An 18,867-nucleotide genomic window follows, 5' to 3' on the forward strand; every position below is an offset into this window, starting at 1 on the left:
GCGCAGGGCTATCAGGGTCTTATTCAGCTAAAGGCACTATCACTCGCCGCGATAGACGCAGCCCGCGGTGCAGGTTTCTTTGATCATCACCGCGCTCAGCAGCGGTACCCGCGGTTTCATCTGCTCCCAGATCCATTTTGCCAGCACTTCGCTGGTCGGATTGGACAGCCCGGGAATATCGTTCAGGTAGTAATGGTCGAGGCGATCGTAGATGGGTTTAAACGCGGCCTTCAGCTCGGCAAAATCCATGATCCACCCGGTATGGGGATCGACTTCACCGGTAATCTCCAGGCGCACCATAAAAGAGTGGCCGTGCAGGCGACCGCACTTATGACCTTCCGGCACGTGCGGCAGGTGGTGAGCGGCTTCAAAGGTGAAATCTTTAAACAGCGTGGTGGACATCTTTTCTTCTCAATATGGCAAAAAACCGCCGTAGGGTACCGGAAAGCACATTTTTTCGCATTAACTAAAACGGCCCTGAGCGGAAAATAGCCACATTCATCCAGCCTGTTCAAATTAATTGCCTATATTTCATGGGTTTATTTAATCGATTTTGTTGTTAATAACTATAACTAAAACAGGTTAGTCCATTTGGTTATTTGTTATTTCCATCCTTTATTTAGTTGTTACTATTTGCACCGTTAACCTACTCACTCGTCATACTTCGAGCCGCATGTGCGTTGGCAATAACTCGGCCCAGCCTTGGGCTTTGCCCTGATGGGCGCTGTGTCGCTGCCTGCAACTCGAATTATTTAGAGTAAATACATTATCTTCTGTTTATCACGCTGACAGGGCGTGAATCACAGCTTTGCTTACTGGAACATAACAACGCATGACGACACAGGCCCCACCTTCCAATTTGCTACCGCTGAGTCCGGAGCAAATGGCGCGCCTTCAGGCGGCCACGACTGACTTCACGCCCACCCAGCTGGCCTGGGTTTCCGGCTATTTTTGGGGGGTGCTGAACCAGCAGCCCGGCGCGGCGGTTGTTGCACCAGCCCAGACGGCTGAAGTACCCTCCATTACCCTGATTTCGGCATCGCAAACCGGCAACGCCCGCCGCGTCGCTGAAGCGCTGCGCGACGATCTGCAGGCCGCGCAGCTGAACGTGAAGCTGGTCAACGCAGGCGACTATAAATTCAAACAAATTGCCTCCGAAAAGCTGCTGGTCGTGGTGACGTCAACGCAGGGTGAAGGTGAGCCGCCGGAAGAAGCCGTCGCGCTGCATAAGTTCCTGTTCTCGAAGAAGGCGCCGAAGCTGACCGATACCGCATTTGCCGTGTTTGGCCTCGGCGATACCTCCTATGAATTCTTCTGCCAGTCCGGCAAAGATTTTGATAACAAGCTGGCCGAACTGGGCGGCGAACGCCTGCTCGACCGGGTTGATGCTGATGTAGAGTATCAGGCCGCCGCCGCCGAATGGCGCGCTCGGGTGGTTGAGGTGCTGAAAGCGCGCGCCCCTGCCGCCGCCCCGTCTCAGCTGGTAACCAGCGGGGCGGTGAACGAGATCCACACCAGCCCCTATACCAAAGAAGCGCCGCTGACCGCGACGCTGGCGGTGAATCAAAAAATTACCGGTCGCGATTCTGAAAAAGATGTGCGCCATATTGAAATCGACCTCGGCGACTCCGGCCTGCTCTATCAGCCGGGCGATGCGCTGGGCGTCTGGTACCAGAACGATCCGGCTCTGGTGAAAGAGCTGGTAGAGCTGCTGTGGCTGACGGGCGAGGAGCCGGTCACGGTTGACGGCAAAACGCTGCCGCTCGCCGAAGCGCTGGAGTGGCACTTCGAGCTGACGGTCAACACCGGTAACATCGTGGAAAATTATGCCACCTTAACCCGCAGCGAATCCCTGCTGCCGCTGGTGGGCGATAAGGCACAGCTCCAGCATTACGCCGCGACCACGCCGATTGTCGATATGGTGCGTTTCTCCCCGGCGCAGCTGGATGCACAGGCGCTGGTCGACCTGCTGCGCCCGCTGACCCCGCGACTGTACTCGATCGCTTCTTCGCAGGCGGAAGTGGAAAGCGAAGTCCACGTCACCGTTGGCGTGGTGCGTTATGACATCGAAGGCCGCGCTCGGGCCGGTGGCGCTTCCAGCTTCCTGGCTGACCGCGTCGAAGAAGATGGCGAAGTGCGCATCTTCATCGAGCATAACGATAACTTCCGTCTGCCTGCCAACCCGCAGACGCCGGTGATCATGATTGGCCCCGGCACCGGCATCGCGCCGTTCCGCGCTTTTATGCAGCAGCGCGCGGCGGAAGGCGCGGAAGGTAAGAACTGGCTGTTCTTCGGCAACCCGCACTTTACCGAAGATTTCCTTTATCAGGTGGAGTGGCAAAGCTACGTCAAAGAAGGCGTGCTGAGCCGCATCGATCTGGCCTGGTCCCGCGATCAACAACAAAAAGTCTACGTTCAGGACAAGCTGCGCGAGCAGGGGGCTGAACTGTGGCGCTGGATTAACGACGGCGCCCATATTTATGTCTGCGGCGATGCCAATCGTATGGCAAAAGACGTTGAGCAGACGTTGCTGGAAGTGATTGCCGAATACGGCGCGATGGACGCCGAAGCGGCGGACGAATTTTTAAGTGAGCTGCGCGTTGAGCGCCGTTATCAGCGAGATGTCTACTAATGAGCGAAAAACATCCAGGCCCGCTGGTGGTCGAAGGTAAACTGACTGACGCCGAGCGCATGAAGCTCGAAAGCAACTACCTGCGCGGCACCATTGCGGAAGATTTGAACGACGGCCTGACCGGCGGTTTTAAAGGCGATAACTTTCTGCTGATCCGTTTTCACGGTATGTACCAGCAGGATGACCGCGATATCCGCGCCGAGCGCGCGGCGCAGAAGCTGGAGCCGCGTCACGCGATGCTGCTGCGCTGCCGCCTGCCGGGCGGAGTGATCACTACCAAACAGTGGCAGGCGATCGATAAATTCGCCGCCGATAACACCATCTACGGCAGTATCCGTCTGACCAACCGTCAGACCTTCCAGTTCCACGGCATTCTGAAGAAGAACGTCAAGCCGGTGCACCAGATGCTGCATTCGGTCGGGCTGGACGCGTTGGCCACCGCCAACGATATGAACCGTAACGTGCTGTGTACCTCTAACCCGTACGAGTCCCAGCTGCATACTGAAGCCTACGAATGGGCGAAGAAGATCTCCGAGCACCTGCTGCCGCGCACGCGCGCCTACGCTGAGATCTGGCTGGATCAGAAGAAAGTCGCCACCACCGATGAAGAGCCGATCCTCGGTCAGACCTATCTGCCGCGTAAGTTCAAAACGACCGTGGTGATCCCGCCGCAGAACGATATCGATCTGCACGCGAACGATATGAACTTCGTGGCCATCGCCGAAAACGGCAAGCTGGTCGGCTTCAACCTGCTGGTCGGCGGCGGTTTATCGATTGAGCACGGCAATAAGAAAACCTACGCCCGTACGGCGAGCGAGTTTGGCTATCTGCCGCTGGAGCACACTCTGGCGGTGGCGGAAGCGGTGGTCACGACCCAGCGCGACTGGGGTAACCGTACCGATCGTAAAAATGCGAAAACCAAATACACCCTCGAACGCGTTGGCGTTGAGACCTTTAAGGCGGAAGTGGAACGTCGGGCGGGCATCAAGTTTGAGCCGATCCGTCCGTACGAGTTCACCGGCCGCGGCGATCGTATCGGCTGGGTGAAGGGTATCGACAATAACTGGCATCTGACGCTGTTTATTGAAAATGGTCGTATCCTTGATTATCCGGGTCGTCCGCTGAAAACCGGCCTGCTGAAGATTGCGAAGATCCACAAAGGCGAATTCCGCATTACGGCAAACCAGAACCTGATTATTGCCAGCGTACCGGAAGATCAGAAGGCGAAGATCGAGAAGCTGGCCCGCGATCACGGCCTGATGAACGCCGTTACGCCGCAGCGCGAAAACTCTATGGCCTGCGTGTCGTTCCCGACCTGCCCGCTGGCGATGGCGGAAGCCGAGCGTTTCCTCCCGTCGTTTATCGATAAAGTCGAGGCGGTGATGAGCAAACATGGCGTTGGCGACGAGCATATTGTTACCCGCGTTACCGGCTGCCCGAACGGCTGCGGCCGCGCGATGCTGGCGGAAGTGGGGCTGGTCGGTAAAGCGCCGGGCCGCTATAACCTGCACCTTGGCGGCAACCGCAGCGGGACGCGTATTCCGCGTATGTATCGGGAAAACATTACCGAGTCGGAAATTCTCGACTCGATCGACGAACTGGTAGGGCGCTGGGCGAAAGAGCGCGAAGCGGGTGAAGGCTTCGGCGACTTTACGGTGCGTGCGGGCATCATTCGCCCGGTGCTCGACCCAGCCCGTGATTTCTGGGAATAACATCCAGGTGCCCGGTGGCGAGCAGCGATCCGGGCCTGTGGGTTTTGTAGGCCGGGCAAACGCAGTACCGCCCGGCGAAACAGGCAAGCGAGGTTCTTATGTCCGTACTCGATCTAAACGCGCTGAACGCATTACCGAAGGTCGATCGTGTTTTGCAGCTGGCGGAAACCAATAGCCAGCTGGAAAAGCTGAGCGCGGAAGCGCGCGTCGCGTGGGCGCTGGAAAACCTGCCGGGCGAATATGTGCTCTCTTCGAGCTTTGGTATTCAGGCGGCGGTGAGCCTGCATCTGGTCAATCAGGTGCGCCCGGATATTCCGGTCATTCTGACCGATACCGGCTATCTGTTCCCGGAAACCTACCAGTTTATCGACGAGTTAACGGACAAACTCAATCTGAACCTGAAGATCTATCGGGCGAAGGAGAGCGCCGCCTGGCAGGAGGCGCGCTACGGTAAGCTGTGGGAGCAGGGCGTTGAGGGTATAGAAAAGTACAATGATATTAACAAGGTCGAGCCGATGAACCGGGCGCTGGCAGAGCTGAATGCGCAAACCTGGTTTGCGGGCCTGCGCCGCGAGCAGTCCGGCAGCCGCGCTCACCTGCCGGTGCTGGCGATCCAGCGCGGCGTGTTTAAGGTGCTGCCGATCATCGACTGGGATAATCGTACCGTCTATCAGTATCTGCAAAAGCACGGCCTGAAGTATCACCCGCTGTGGGATCAGGGCTATTTGTCGGTGGGGGATACCCACACCACCCGCAAATGGGAGCCGGGGATGGCGGAGGAAGAAACGCGCTTCTTTGGCCTGAAAAGAGAGTGCGGGCTGCACGAAGGCTAATGTAGCCCTGTGGGATTTCCACAACATTCGGCTAAAACAGCAGAACCCTTTTTGACCTGGTAAGCCATATTGGCGACGATTTTACAGTAAAAAGGGTATCTGCTATCTGATTCTTCCGGCTTCAGCACACTGTTGTCATGATGAAGCCTGGCGCTATGGTCATTCACCAGAATATAACCGCTGACTTGTCGCCGGGCCTCGTCCTTGTCTGCGTGGAAGGCTGAAAGATGGGCTGCCGGGATTTGCCTCGATTTTCAGTCTCCCGGCGTCATGGATTTTTCTGCAACTACAAATCTGCTTTGACAAAATCTCCATCGATCATGAACTATTATTCCTGGTCTTTTAAACTATACCCATTAGAAATATAAGTGATTTATGTTTCATTACGATATTATCTCATAATTATCCGTTGTGATTGAGGTTCTCATTTGTACCTGGCTTGACACAGGCCACAAATTGTATTTATATTTTTGAGTCAGGGCGAATGCAGAAAGAATATATTTCGGATTTTCTCTCATCATTCGAATACCACAATATTTTCTGAACGCCTCGATTTCCCCCCTTTTACTGGCTGTTGCTGGGGAGTTTTTTCTTAAATAAAGCGCAAGGTAGCGTCATGTCATTAGAAAAGGAAATAGTACCTAAAGGTGATTATCATTCTTCCCTGGAAGTTATAATCGAAAATTGTTACGCCACAAGTACCGGTAAGCTCGTGGTCTACCTCGAAGGCGGTCATTTCAATCGGCAATTTGGCGCAGACGAGTTTGCGCTTAACACGCTAGCTGATGCCGTTGCTTTCGGAAAAAAACTTATCAGTAAATATCAAAAAAATATCAAACTTGTTTACGGTATTCTGGTAGACGATCTCGGGATTGCTTGTTCTGAAGATAGCTGTACTCTCCCTCAACTCGAAAAGATATCAGAACCGCAAGCGGCTGGAGAACTTCCTGAGGAAATTGAATTTTTTATCCAAAAAAATACTCTCATCAAACGCGATAAATTAATGGTTTTTTCCGAGCGAACCAGTAAAAATCGGTCCATCGAAAGTATAAAAAAGAAACTCAAGGACAATACGGAAGGATTATTGATTACTGAAAATGGATCTCATACTGAAATAAAGTTATCAGTCCCTGATGTCATTCCTTTTGTCTTAGCAAGAAAAAATAGTGACGTTTTTACTGCTAAATGTCCAGCTATCATTTTCCAACACTATAAAGATATACTTTTCAAACTGAAACAGCGATTTACAGAATCCCGTGACTTTGTGATCATCGACTGGTCTGATTTTTCAGATCACAATAAGGTGGTACAAGGCCGCACCGCATTAACTGTTATGCAAAAACCGCAAAATCATAATCTCACCATCGCTAATATATTTTTTGGCGATGATGAAGGCCACATCGCTAAAATGGAATACAGTGCCGTATCGTCTATAAAAGCAGACCCTATGGTTGTCTAACAGGAAGTGGATATAAACATGATTTATCTGGATAATAACGCAACAACCAACATGGCTCCTGAAGTCCGCGCTACTGTTATACACTGCTTTGACGAATACTTCGCCAATGCATCTTCTGTCAGTCATTATGAAGGGATCAGAGCGCAAAATTATTTAGAAGAGTGCAGGGCCATTGTGGCACAAATGATTGGGGCTAATGCGGAATTTATCACTTTCAATTCTGGTGCTTCTGAAGCAAATAACACGGTTATTCGAGCGGTGTCTGATTACTTCTTACACACCGGCAAGGTTCATATCATTACCAGTTCGATCGAGCACGAATGCCTGCTAAAAGTTTGTGAGTATGTCAGGCGACACGGTGTCGACATTACTTTTCTGCCTGTCGATCGTCTGGGACGCGTCTCCATTGAGGCTCTAAAAGAGGCTATCCGTCCAGAAACTCGACTAATTTCTGTCATGGCAGCGAATAATGAAACTGGTGTTCTACAGCCTCTGGATCAAATTGGAATTATAGCGCGCCAGCACGGTATATTATTCCATAGCGATGCCGCCCAGCTCGTGGGGAAACTCCCCTTCTCGGTGACACAGTCCAGCCCTGATTTTGTCAGTTTTTCAGCTCATAAATTCTATGGCCCCAAAGGCGTCGGCGCACTCTACAGCTCACGGCCTGACATCCTCCGGCACTCGCCACTCATTCATGGAGGAGGTCAGGAGTCAGGCATCCGTAGCGGCACAGTGAATCTTCCGGCTATTGCTGGAATGGCAAAGGCTGCTGAGCTGTTTATCTCCTCATATCCGCAGCGCATTGCGTTTCAAAAAGAGATGAAGAGTTATTTTATCGATCTCCTCGAATCAATAATGCCGGACGTTGTGATAAATGGCTGTAGGACGCAAAGCCTGCCTAATACCGTGAACTTCTCTTTGCCTGGCATTAAGTCCAGTATGCTTCTGAAAAAACTCAAAATGAAAGTTGCGCTCAGTAGTGCCTCAGCCTGTCATTCAACGGAACAAAAACCCAGCCATGTTTTAAGCGCTATGGGGCTGAATGATGCCTTGCTTCAAGGGGCAATTCGCATGAGCTTTAGCCATATGACGGAGCGTGAAGAACTTAAAACAGCAGTGGAGTTGCTTGCCGGTACAGCACAGCGCCTGGGGGGGGATTAAATGAAGCCCAGAGTGCCAAAACGCTGGGTTGCCGAGCTATTGCTGGCCGTTGTCGCGGCGGGCTGGGGGATTGGTTTTCCGGTTATGAAAATGGTGGTCAATACCTATCCGGTAATGATGGTGTTAGGGCTACGCTTTCTGCTTTCGGCCTTCTTTTTGCTGCCGTTCAGCTTGAGAGGATTGGGAACATTATCGCGACAAACATTGCTGTCTGGTCTACTACTGGGTCTGCTATTGGGAACTTCATTTGTGTTCCTTATTTATGGTCTTCAGTTAACAACGGCCTCAAATACCGGTTTTCTTGCGGGGCTCAGCGTCATTTGGGTCTTATTGCTCACGGGACCATTGATGGGGAAACGCCCCTCTTTTGACGCGATATTAGCGACATTGTTTGGTCTTGCGGGTTTATATCTGATGGCCGATATCCAGGGATGGCAGCTCCATCTGGGAGATGGGTTGGTCGTTATTGGATCGTTGTTCACCGCCATACATATTATTGCGCTCGATCGTTTCTGCGCGCGTCATAATAATATGACACTAACGTTTTTACAGATCTCTACGATGGCCTTAATCTTTCTGGGGCTACAGCACATCAGCGGAGGTGAGATTCTCCCTCGTAACTGGAGTAGCAAGCTTGTCATCGCGCTAGGGATAACGGCAGTCTTTTCTACTGTCATTGCTTTTTGGGTTCAGGCGCATTTCCAGCGGTATTCAACGCCAACGCGAGCCGTTCTGATTTACAATCTGGAGCCGGTGTTTTCCGCACTATTCGCACTCTGGTTATTGCATGAAACGTTTTCCGCCAATGTTATTTTCGGGGGAGGATTGATTCTGATAGGGATGTGCCTTCCGGGTATTCTGAAGATATTTTCGAAGCGCTCTAACGTAAATCCAACGGATCGGTTACGCGGATTGTAGCGGTGTGTTCAGACGGTGCTTGCGCCGTCCAGGCAACAGGACGGTGCCCAGCCAACGGTACAGGAAAACCCCTTTTCCCTGCAGGTTGGCCAGCAAGCTGAATGACTTCTGGCTGTGGAGACGGCAAAGGACATCTTACCCTGTCATCAAATTAAGGTTACCGCCACCTGCCACGGCGTGACGCATCCTGTCTACCCGATTAAAGACCCCGGCCATCAGCAGGAGCCTGCCCGGTGCCCGCCAGAAAACCATAATTAAGTTATGGTAACTTGTGCGTTTTATACCCGCAGTAGATACTGCGCGTTTAGTGTGACATGAAAGGGAGTTCGTAATATGCAGGGAGTATTTAAAGCAGCTCCGCTGTTATGTTTTTTACTTTTGGGCTGTGGCCCGATTGAAAAAGAAGAATCACGCGGCAACGGGAAGACCAGCTACGTAGCGGCCGATCTACAGGGCTATAACCATGTGGCAGGCACGAATATCAACTGGTTCTCCGTCAACGGCTACCGGGGACACGCCGGGGGATTTACCTGCTGCATATCGCTGCCGGAAAAATGGCGGCCCAATATGCAGGTGGCAGTGGAGTGGGAGGTGGATCCTGACCCGTTTCCGAAGGATATGCCCCGCTTGGGAACAAAAGAGTTTCGCGATTATGTGAAAGCTCACGAAGCAAATTATCGCCATTATAAAGCGGTGGCCACCATTCCTGAATATGAAGAGTCCTGCGGACTGCAGGTTCATTTTTTACCCTGTCAGCAGGTTAAAGTTACCGCGACCTGCCACGGCGTGACGCATCCTGACCACCCGATTAAAGAGCCTTTCGATCTGCCGGAGTCTGCCCAATGCCCTCAATAATAGAATCCCTTCGGGAACGTTTTGGGAATAACCAGTTTACCACCACGGGCGATCCGTGCTGGGTTCCCCCCGCCTTTCCGAAAGACGGAAGGTTGCTTTTGAGCCAGCAGCAGGTCAACGCAAATATAATAAAAACCGGCAGGGAGGAGGCGCTGTTTCGCCAGGAATCCCGTCAGAATAAAGGCAGCCTGTGCTGCAAAAGCCTGCATATCAGCCTGTTTTTTGACGGCACCAATAATAATGAGCCAAATGATACTGCCAGCACGCCGCCGCATCCGTCCAACGTGGCAAAACTTTACCACGCCTGTGCGCCTGATGATCGCAAGGGAAACGAGCGCGGTTTTTATGCCTTCTATATCCCCGGCGTCGGTACGCCCTTTCCGCGGATTGGCACCTATGACTATTACTCGTCGGGATTGCAGTTTGCTGTCGGAGGAGAGGACCGTATCAACTGGGGGCTGGTGCAGCTATGTAATGCCCTGAGTCATACCGTTACAAAAGATTTCCTCGGCAACGGCAAAATGAAAACGGCGGTTCAGGCGATGAACAGCTCCAGCACTCTTGCGGGCGCGGAACTGGGTTTATTCGCGGGCAGTATGGCGATGTCTTACAACCGTGAAAAAGTTAACCAGGCCTATTTAGACTCGCGGGAAGCGATGCATAACCAGAAGTGGGTGCGGCTGCGTACGCTCGAAAAACTATTAAGCCCGGTGCAGGAAAAATTCGTGCGCGCGCAGTGTAAGACGGTAGCAATAAAGCTGTTTGTGTACGGCTTTTCCCGCGGCGCGGCAGAAGCCCGCGCTTTTGTCAGCTGGCTGGATGAGGCGCTGGCGGAGGGGGTGCTCGGCTTCCCGGCGGGAACGCTGCTGGGCGTGAAGGTCTCGGTGGAATTTTTGGGTCTGTTTGATACCGTGCCGGCAGTGGGCATTGCCAACGTGGTGCCGGGTTTCACCGGTCACAACGGCTGGGCGGGGCAGACGCAGCCGCTGCCGCAGTCGGGGTTAATCAAACGCTGTTATCACCTTGTGGCGGCTCACGAGCAGCGTCAGGCGTTTTCGCTGGACTCCATCCGTACCGCCGCAGGCCGCTATTTGCCCAATACTCAGGAAGTGGTCTACCCCGGTATGCACTCCGACGTTGGCGGGGGGTATCCTACCGGCGATCAGGGCAAAGGTCGCGGCGGGGAGGGCGATCTGTTATCGCAAATTACCCTGCATGATATGTATGCGGCCGCGATTGATGCCGGGGCGCCGCTGTCGTTTCATCCTGATGTTTTTGCCCTGTTGCACCCGGATTTCAGGCAAATGTATATCTTTCGGGAAATGAGTTTTGCTTCAGTTAGGGAATTTGATTTTTATCCCGCACTGGTAGACACCTTTAACAACTGGCGGTCGACCCTCTCCCTTGACAATCAGCAGGAGGATCCGCTGTCTGACGATGCTATCTACGCGCCGTTTCGTTTTGAGTCAGTCTGTCTGGAAGAGATGCTGGAAGCGGAAATGATTTGGATGACCGGCTGGCGTATCGCACGTTTTGCTTCGTCCAGGACATCGCCGATGAATCTCACGTCGCAGCCTTTCTTTCAGAACGCATCCCAGCACCCAGAGATTACCGCCCAGCCGTATGAGGCAGGGTTCAGCCAGCAGGCGCAGCGCGCACTTGCCCGCGAGTGGTCACTCCTGCAATGTAAAGCGGAAGCTATAGCGCAGGCGCGTAAAAATGAGGAATCCAGACACAAGGGAGATGAAAACTGGTTTCCGGGGGCAGACCTCATTGGGGAGCCGTTGTACGATGCCAATAATGCCCGCGGCCAGCTCTGGGAAGCCGCCATCGAGTTTGCGGCGGACTACACGCGCACAGTTCGTCCTGACGCATTGTTTAAACCTGCTACGAATCAAAAAACGCAGGGGGCGATCGATTCGGCCACCTGCAGTATTGCGACAAACGCAGAAATCGGCTTTTCCCGGAAGGTGAGCACGACGGCGACGCTTTTACAGATGCTGGATCCGATGCTTGCCACAACGGCCTATATATATACCCATCAGAATGAAGCGTATGAATATCGTCGGTTTAAGAAGGCAGGTGAATACAGATTCCGTCAGCATATTGAGCCGTGCCTGTTGAAAAGAGAGAAGAACGATAAAATCAGCGGGCTGATCAATCTGTATGATAACTATATCCATGATTCCCGGGCCTGGTTTATGCACTCGGAAAGCGGCGTCAGGGAGCCGTTTGGCAGCTACTTTTTATCCAGAATGATCTATTTTGGCGATAAGTGGAGCAAGGCCGTCCAGCTGCGCTTTGATGGGCAAACGATGTCAGGTATTGGCGAAGCACTGCAGGATAAGGCCGTTTTTGCTCATGTGCCAACCTACGGTGTAAAAGTCTTTAACCGTGATACCGGGCAAGAAATTCCCGTTGACGAAAGCACTCTGCCAGCGCCCACCCATGAGTTTATTGCGCAGCTTAAACCCTTGGTCAAACAGCGTCAGATGGAAAGGGAAACAGTCAGGCGCGAGCGCATCGCAACTGCGCTCAACCACTTATGGGACTCCGAAATACTCCACTCACCTCAGGTGTAATTTTACAGAGGTGAGATGTCAGCGGTGGCGTATTTGTTATCTGAACAGGTTCGGGGCAGCGTTTTTTCAGCTGCCCAGATATAAACCTGGCTGTCGGCAATGGATCGCGTGCTGGCAGCCAGTAGCAGTAACAACGGTATTAAAAAATGAAAACGCATCATGGCGACAGTCCTTGTTGCCGGATTTTTACCGTTAGTCTATTTTGAGGCGGGTCTCTTCTCCGCCTTCGCCAGCTCTTTCACCAGCGGCAGCATCACTTTCATCACATCGCGTCCGCGATGCTCAATACGCCCCGGCAGCGCTTTATCAATATACTGCAGGTTATCCAGCTGTACGTCATGCCAGCTCGTGCCCTGCGGGAAGCTGCGTGATTTGCTCCGCTGCTGATAACCGTCTTTCTTACCTAATGACCAGTTGGTCGCTTCCACCGACAGTACCGGGATCCCGGCGCTATCAAAAACGCTGGCGTCGTTGCAGCAGCCGGTGCCTTTCGGGAAGTCCCGGTTCATCCCAGGATTGGTGAAGGCCGCTATGCCGTGGCTACGGGCGATAGCCAGCGCCCGGTCGCGGGTGAGCTTGCGCACCGATGCTGGCGTGCTGCGGCCGCTATTAAAGTACAGCTTATCGCCCACCACCAGGTTATCGAGATTAATCACCAGCAGGGTGTTTTTCTTTTCCGCGTCGCTCATGCGCTTAAGCAGATTCTGCGCACCCAGTCGGCCTTCTTCTTCGCCGCTGGTGGCAACGAAGCGAATACCGTAACGGGTAGGAACGTTCTTTAACTGTTCAGCAAGTTCCAGCATGACGCCGAGACCCATCGCGTTGTCGTCTATCCCCTGCAGGGTCAGGCCGCCGAGGTTGTTTTCAACATCTTTATCGCTCTGCGGCGCGTAGGTATCCAGGTGCGCCATGATAATAATCTGCTGACGAGATTGGCCTTCATGAGCGGCGATCACCGTACTGCCGGTGGCGTTATGCCAGTTTTTACGCTGATTGCTATCGGTATAGACGTAGCGGGTATTGAAGCTGCGCACATCGCTCTGGTAACCCATCTGGGCGAACTGCTGGCGGAGATAATCGGCCGACAGCATCTCGGCCGGCGTGCCGGTCATTCTTCCGGGATAAAAGGTGGCGATATGACGAGCCTGGGCATTGGCGGTTTCGCCCGGGGCGCTGAATGCCGGGGCGGCGGAGAAGACAAAACCTGCGCCCAACGCCAGGGGGAGCAGGCGACGGCACAATGCGGAAAACATAGGGGGGTCCTTTAGCACTTAAAACAATTTCACCCGCGTAGTATGAAACTGTGACCGGGGTTAAACAATTTCAATCGCTCTTAAATGGTGGAAAAACCGCATGTTAAGCACTTTTTGATATTTGCTTTCCCAGGTCGTTATTCTTTTGAGTAACAACTCATTCCATTTCGTAATTTCATTTGCTCTAAACCGCACCCTATAGTCGCTCTATTGCTGATTGTAAGAGAGTTGTTGCGCAGTGGAATACTTGCCGATATTTGCCGAAGTGAAAGACAGACCCGTGCTGGTGATCGGCGGCGGCGAGATAGCCGCGCGTAAGATTACGTTTTTGCTGCGCGCTGAAGCGAAGGTGCAAATTGTCGCCGAAACGCTGATGCCGGAACTTGCCGAAAAGGTCGAGCGCCAGGAAATTCACTGGCGGGCAACCGTATTCGAAGAGCAGCAGCTTGACGACGTATTCCTGGTGATTGCCGCCACGGAAGATGACGAGCTGAACCAACGCGTTTATGTCGCGGCTAACGCGCGCTATCGGCTGGTCAACGTCGTGGATAATCAGGCGCTGTGCTCGTTTGTCTTTCCATCCATTGTCGATCGCTCTCCGCTGCTGGTGGCTATCTCTTCCAGCGGAAAAGCGCCGGTGCTGTCGCGGATTTTGCGCGAAAAAATCGAAGCGCTGCTGCCCACCAACCTTGGGCGGCTGGCTGAAACGGCGAGCTACTGGCGTCACCATATTAAAACCCATCTGAAAACCACCGCCGAACGCCGCCGCTTTTGGGAGCGCGTGTTTACCGGTCGCTTTGCCAGCCTGATGCTGGCGGGCAATAAAGATGAAGCGGAAAAAGCGCTGGAAGATGAACTTCGGCAGCCGGAAAAACGCCCTGGTGAAATTATTCTCGTCGGGGCAGGGCCAGGCGATGCCGGATTGCTGACCCTGCGCGGCCTGCAGGCCCTTCAGCAGGCGGACGTGGTGTTTTACGACAACCTGGTCACCCCGGAAGTACGTGAACTGGTGCGCCGGGACGCGGAGACAATCTGCGTCGGCAAAAGCGCCGCCGGCATATCTGTACCGCAGCAGGAGATCAACCGCCTGCTGCTGGAAGCGGCGAAAGCGGGCAAAACGGTGATTCGCCTGAAGGGCGGCGACCCGTTTATTTTTGGCCGCGGCGGTGAAGAGCTGCAGGCCGCAGCCGAAGCGGGCATTCCGTTTCAGGTCGTCCCGGGCGTCACGGCGGCGGCGGGCGCAACGGCCTATGCCGGTATTCCGCTGACGCATCGTGATTATGCCCAGAGCGTAACCTTCATTACCGGGCACTTTGGCGCTGAAAATTCGCCGCTCGACTGGGCGCGGCTGGCGCAAAGCGGCCAGACCCTGGCGATTTATATGGGCAGCCTGAAAGCGGCGGAAATCAGCGCTCAGCTGATCGCCAACGGCTGCGGAGGCGATACCCCGGTGGCGGTGATCTCGCGCGGCACCCGCGCCGATCAGCAAACGAAGACCGGCACATTACAACAGCTTGAAAACCTGGCGAAAGACGCCCCGATGCCCGCGCTGCTGGTGGTGGGTGAAGTGGTGCAATTACATCAACAGCTCGCTTGGTTTCAACACACCTCATCCTCAGACGCCTTTAAGGCTTCTGTAGTAAATCTGGCTTAAGGAACGGTTATGGACCAAAAACGACTTACTCACCTGCGGCAACTGGAGGCGGAAAGCATCCATATCATTCGTGAGGTGGCCGCCGAATTCTCTAACCCGGTGATGATGTACTCCATCGGCAAAGACTCCAGCGTGATGCTGCATCTGGCGCGTAAAGCGTTTTATCCAGGCACCCTGCCGTTCCCGCTGCTGCACGTCGATACCGGCTGGAAATTCCGCGAAATGTACGAGTTCCGCGACCGTACCGCTAAAGCCTACGGCTGTGAGCTGCTGGTGCACAAAAACCCGGAAGGGGTGGCGATGGGGATTAACCCGTTCGTTCACGGCAGCGCCAAGCATACCGATATCATGAAAACCGAAGGCCTCAAGCAGGCGCTGAACAAATACGGCTTCGATGCCGCGTTCGGCGGCGCCCGTCGCGATGAAGAGAAATCCCGCGCTAAAGAGCGTATTTACTCCTTCCGCGACCGCTTCCACCGCTGGGATCCGAAAAACCAGCGCCCGGAGCTGTGGCACAACTATAACGGCCAGATTAACAAGGGCGAAAGTATCCGCGTATTCCCGCTCTCCAACTGGACCGAGCTGGACATCTGGCAGTACATCTATCTGGAAAATATTGAAATTGTTCCGCTGTATCTGGCGGCGGAGCGTCCGGTGCTGGAGCGCGACGGGATGCTGATGATGATCGATGACGATCGCATCAATTTACAGCCCGGCGAGATGATCAAAAAACAGATGGTACGCTTCCGCACCCTCGGCTGCTGGCCGCTGACCGGCGCGGTGGAGTCCAATGCGCAAACGCTGCCGGAGATCATCGAAGAGATGCTGGTCTCGACCACCAGCGAACGACAGGGGCGCGTGATTGACCGCGACCAGGCAGGCTCCATGGAGCTGAAGAAACGTCAGGGTTATTTCTAAGGAGCCGCCATGAATACGACTATTGCACAACAAATTGCCAATGAAGGCGGCGTTGAAGCCTACCTGCATGCCCAGCAGCACAAAAGTCTGCTGCGCTTTTTGACCTGCGGCAGCGTCGACGACGGCAAAAGTACGCTGATTGGCCGCCTGCTGCACGATACCCGTCAGATTTACGAAGATCAGCTCTCTTCGCTGCATAACGACAGCAAACGTCACGGTACCCAGGGCGAAAAACTCGATCTGGCGCTGCTGGTGGACGGTCTGCAGGCCGAGCGTGAGCAGGGCATCACCATTGACGTCGCCTACCGTTACTTCTCTACCGAGAAGCGCAAATTTATTATCGCCGACACCCCGGGACACGAACAGTATACCCGCAACATGGCGACCGGCGCGTCAACCTGCGACCTGGCGATCCTGCTGATCGACGCGCGCAAAGGCGTGCTCGATCAAACCCGTCGTCACAGCTTTATCTCCACGCTGCTGGGGATCAAACACCTGGTGGTGGCGGTGAACAAAATGGACCTCGTCGATTTTAGCGAAGATACCTTTAACACCATTCGTGAAGCGTATCTGACCTTTGCTGAACAGCTGCCAGGCGATCTCGACATTCGCTTTGTCCCGCTTTCCGCGCTTGAAGGGGACAACGTCGCCAGCCAGAGCGATAAAATGCCGTGGTACAGCGGCCCTACGCTGCTGGAAGTGCTGGAAACCGTTGAGATTCTGCGCGTGGTGGAAAGCCAGCCGCTGCGCTTCCCGGTGCAGTACGTCAACCGCCCGAACCTCGACTTCCGCGGGTTCTCCGGTACGGTTGCCGCCGGCAGCGTGAGCGTAGGACAGCGCCTGAAAGTGCTGCCGTCGGGGGTGGAATCCACCGTGGCGCGCATCGTCACCTTTGACGGCGATCTGCCGGAAGCGGCGGCCGGGGAAGCGATCACTCTCGTGCTGAAGGATGAAATTGATATCAGCCGCGGTGACCTGCTGGTGGACGCGACGGTCTCTCTGCCTGCGGTACAAAGCGCCAGCGTTGATGTGGTATGGATGGCGGAGCAGGCCCTAACGCCTGGCCAGAGCTATGACATTAAAATCGCCGGTAAGAAAACCCGCGCCCGCGTGGATGGCGTACGCTACCAGGTTGATATTAACAACCTGACCCAGCGCGAAGTGGAATCGCTGCCGCTCAACGGCATTGGGCTGGTGGATCTGACTTTCGACGAGCCGCTGGTGCTGGATAAATACCAGGATAACCCGGTCACCGGGGGCCTGATTTTTATCGATCGTTTGACCAACGTGACCGTTGGCGCAGGGATGGTACGCGAACCGAACGAGCAGGCTCAGGCAGGCGCTTCGCAATACAGCGCGTTTGAGCTTGAGCTGAACCAGCTTATTCGCAAGCACTTCCCGCACTGGGACGCCCGCGACCTGCTGGGAGGCAAGTAATGGCCCGACATGACGAAAACGTCGTCTGGCACGCACATCCTGTCACGCAGGCGCAGCGCGAGCAGCATCATGGCCATCGCGGCGTGGTGCTGTGGTTCACCGGGCTTTCGGGCTCGGGGAAATCCACCGTTGCCGGCGCGCTGGAAGAGGCGCTGCATCGGCTCGGCGTGAACACCTATTTACTGGATGGCGATAACGTGCGTCACGGCCTGTGCAGCGATCTTGGCTTCAGCGACGACGACCGCAAAGAAAACATTCGCCGGGTGGGTGAAGTGGCGAAGCTGATGGTGGATGCCGGGCTGGTAGTATTGACTGCGTTTATATCACCGCATCGCGCAGAGCGGCAGATGGTGCGCGAACGTTTGGGCGAAGGGCGCTTTATTGAAGTCTTTGTCGATACGCCGCTGGCGATCTGCGAAGCGCGGGATCCGAAAGGGCTGTACAAGAAGGCACGGGCCGGGGAGCTGCGCAACTTTACCGGAATTGATTCAGTGTATGAATCCCCGGAGCGCGCCGAAATTCACCTCGACGGTGAACAATTGGTAACAAATTTGGTGCACCAATTATTAGACCTGCTACGACAGAGCGATATTATCAGATCCTGAAACGGCAGCGGCATCATCACAGGATGCCGATCGCCAGGTCAACAGGATTCGATATGCGCAATACCCAGAACATCAGTATTATTCGTTCAGAACCGCCGCCGGCAGTCAGCGACGAGACCACCTGGTCTCTGTCGGGCGCTGCCGTTGGCTTTATTTCATGGCTGCTGGCGCTGGGTATTCCCTTCCTGATCTATGGCAGTAACACGCTATTTGTCCTCCTCTACACCTGGCCGTTCTTCCTGGCATTAATGCCGGTTGCCGTCGTGGTTGGCATCGCGCTGCATTCGCTGATGGACGGCAAACTTCAGTACAGCGTCTGCGCGACGATTTTAACCGTCGGACTGATGTTCGGTCTGCTGTTCCTCTGGCTACTGGGGTAGTCCTTTCTACGAATGAATCTAGCCTGGGTATCAACGGTAAAAATGTGGTACAGTCCCCGCGTTACGCGGCGTCGTCCGCGCGCCAGAGTAGAGAACTCGGGCGAGTTATGGGATGATGATGCCGTTTTTCAGGGGGCAGGATGGGTAAACTAACGCTGCTGTTATTGGCTTTGCTGGCCTGGCTGCAGTACTCGCTATGGTTCGGCAAAAATGGTCTGCACGACTATAGCCGGGTTAACGACGATGTCTCCGCGCAGCAGGCAACGAACGCTAAATTAAAAGCACGCAACGATCAGCTGTTCGCCGAAATTGACGACCTCAACGGCGGTCAGGAAGCTATCGAAGAGCGCGCGCGCAATGAACTCAGTATGACCCGCCCGGGCGAAACGTTTTATCGTCTGGTGCCGGATGCGTCAAAACGCAACCAGGCCGCGGGGCAACAGCAGAATAATCGATAAACAGGCC

Annotated in this window: 16 protein-coding genes; 14 read left to right on the top strand and 2 right to left on the bottom strand. The window is 54.3% G+C overall.

The features are described from left to right. Positions 1 to 39 precede the first annotated feature (39 nt). A complete protein-coding gene (gene queD / locus ACESQ2_RS13320; protein WP_004853637.1) occupies positions 40 to 402 on the bottom strand; it encodes a 6-carboxytetrahydropterin synthase QueD in 363 nt (120 codons plus the stop codon). 430 nt (positions 403 to 832) lie between these two features. Between queD and cysJ the strand changes: the two genes are divergently transcribed. The 8 genes from cysJ to ACESQ2_RS13360 all read left to right on the top strand — a co-directional run bounded on the left by cysJ (position 833) and on the right by ACESQ2_RS13360 (position 12,155). After that, positions 833 to 2,632 carry an NADPH-dependent assimilatory sulfite reductase flavoprotein subunit gene (gene cysJ / locus ACESQ2_RS13325; RefSeq protein WP_373170663.1) on the top strand — a complete coding sequence of 600 codons (1,800 nt, stop codon included), beginning with the start codon at positions 833 to 835 and terminating at the stop codon, positions 2,630 to 2,632. Continuing rightward, complete coding sequence (gene cysI / locus ACESQ2_RS13330; RefSeq protein WP_004853633.1) at positions 2,632 to 4,344, top strand: assimilatory sulfite reductase (NADPH) hemoprotein subunit; 1,713 nt, start codon at positions 2,632 to 2,634, stop codon at positions 4,342 to 4,344. Before cysJ ends, cysI begins: the two co-directional genes overlap by 1 nt. A gap of 98 nt (positions 4,345 to 4,442) precedes the next feature. After that, the gene (gene cysH, locus ACESQ2_RS13335) at positions 4,443 to 5,177 is read left to right on the top strand and encodes a phosphoadenosine phosphosulfate reductase (protein WP_122116669.1); all 735 of its coding nucleotides are present in this window, start codon (positions 4,443 to 4,445) and stop codon (positions 5,175 to 5,177) included. 616 nt (positions 5,178 to 5,793) lie between these two features. Then, positions 5,794 to 6,636 (top strand): hypothetical protein, encoded by an 843-nt coding sequence (locus ACESQ2_RS13340; protein WP_252990040.1) that lies wholly within the window; start codon positions 5,794 to 5,796, stop codon positions 6,634 to 6,636. Positions 6,637 to 6,654: 18 nt separating this feature from the next. Continuing rightward, a complete protein-coding gene (locus ACESQ2_RS13345) occupies positions 6,655 to 7,800 on the top strand; it encodes a cysteine desulfurase family protein (protein WP_049071682.1) in 1,146 nt (381 codons plus the stop codon). Continuing rightward, complete coding sequence (locus tag ACESQ2_RS13350; RefSeq protein ID WP_046877394.1) at positions 7,801 to 8,718, top strand: DMT family transporter; 918 nt, start codon at positions 7,801 to 7,803, stop codon at positions 8,716 to 8,718. Positions 8,719 to 9,051: 333 nt separating this feature from the next. Next, complete coding sequence (locus ACESQ2_RS13355; protein WP_032694670.1) at positions 9,052 to 9,573, top strand: DUF3304 domain-containing protein; 522 nt, start codon at positions 9,052 to 9,054, stop codon at positions 9,571 to 9,573. 98 nt (positions 9,574 to 9,671) lie between these two features. Further along, positions 9,672 to 12,155 carry a DUF2235 domain-containing protein gene (locus ACESQ2_RS13360; RefSeq protein WP_224260161.1) on the top strand — a complete coding sequence of 828 codons (2,484 nt, stop codon included), beginning with the start codon at positions 9,672 to 9,674 and terminating at the stop codon, positions 12,153 to 12,155. 197 nt (positions 12,156 to 12,352) lie between these two features. Here the strand turns inward: ACESQ2_RS13360 and ACESQ2_RS13365 are convergent, their stop codons facing one another. Then, the gene (locus tag ACESQ2_RS13365; protein WP_025106436.1) at positions 12,353 to 13,408 is read right to left on the bottom strand and encodes an aminopeptidase; all 1,056 of its coding nucleotides are present in this window, start codon (positions 13,406 to 13,408) and stop codon (positions 12,353 to 12,355) included. Positions 13,409 to 13,655: 247 nt separating this feature from the next. Between ACESQ2_RS13365 and cysG the strand changes: the two genes are divergently transcribed. The 6 genes from cysG (at position 13,656) to ftsB (ending at position 18,860) form a co-directional block, all read left to right on the top strand. Next, the gene (gene cysG, locus ACESQ2_RS13370) at positions 13,656 to 15,062 is read left to right on the top strand and encodes a siroheme synthase CysG (RefSeq protein ID WP_192830785.1); all 1,407 of its coding nucleotides are present in this window, start codon (positions 13,656 to 13,658) and stop codon (positions 15,060 to 15,062) included. A gap of 9 nt (positions 15,063 to 15,071) precedes the next feature. Continuing rightward, positions 15,072 to 15,980, top strand: a complete 909-nt coding sequence (cysD, locus tag ACESQ2_RS13375) for a sulfate adenylyltransferase subunit CysD (RefSeq protein WP_004104981.1) — start codon at positions 15,072 to 15,074, stop codon at positions 15,978 to 15,980. Positions 15,981 to 15,989: 9 nt separating this feature from the next. Then, positions 15,990 to 17,417, top strand: a complete 1,428-nt coding sequence (gene cysN, locus ACESQ2_RS13380) for a sulfate adenylyltransferase subunit CysN (RefSeq protein ID WP_049071674.1) — start codon at positions 15,990 to 15,992, stop codon at positions 17,415 to 17,417. After that, on the top strand, positions 17,417 to 18,022 hold the full coding sequence (gene cysC / locus ACESQ2_RS13385; RefSeq protein ID WP_048260280.1) for an adenylyl-sulfate kinase: 606 nt from the start codon (positions 17,417 to 17,419) through the stop codon (positions 18,020 to 18,022). Before cysN ends, cysC begins: the two co-directional genes overlap by 1 nt. Positions 18,023 to 18,075: 53 nt before the next feature. Beyond that, positions 18,076 to 18,402, top strand: coding sequence for a DUF3561 family protein (locus tag ACESQ2_RS13390; protein ID WP_004124286.1), 327 nt, complete (start codon positions 18,076 to 18,078; stop codon positions 18,400 to 18,402). A 140-nt stretch (positions 18,403 to 18,542) separates the two neighbouring features. Further along, positions 18,543 to 18,860 carry a cell division protein FtsB gene (gene ftsB / locus ACESQ2_RS13395; protein ID WP_373170669.1) on the top strand — a complete coding sequence of 106 codons (318 nt, stop codon included), beginning with the start codon at positions 18,543 to 18,545 and terminating at the stop codon, positions 18,858 to 18,860. Positions 18,861 to 18,867 lie beyond the last annotated feature (7 nt).

Origin of the sequence: Klebsiella sp. Q11 (genome assembly GCF_964241505.1) — a bacterium.
Classification (GTDB): Bacteria; Pseudomonadota; Gammaproteobacteria; order Enterobacterales; family Enterobacteriaceae; genus Klebsiella; species Klebsiella michiganensis.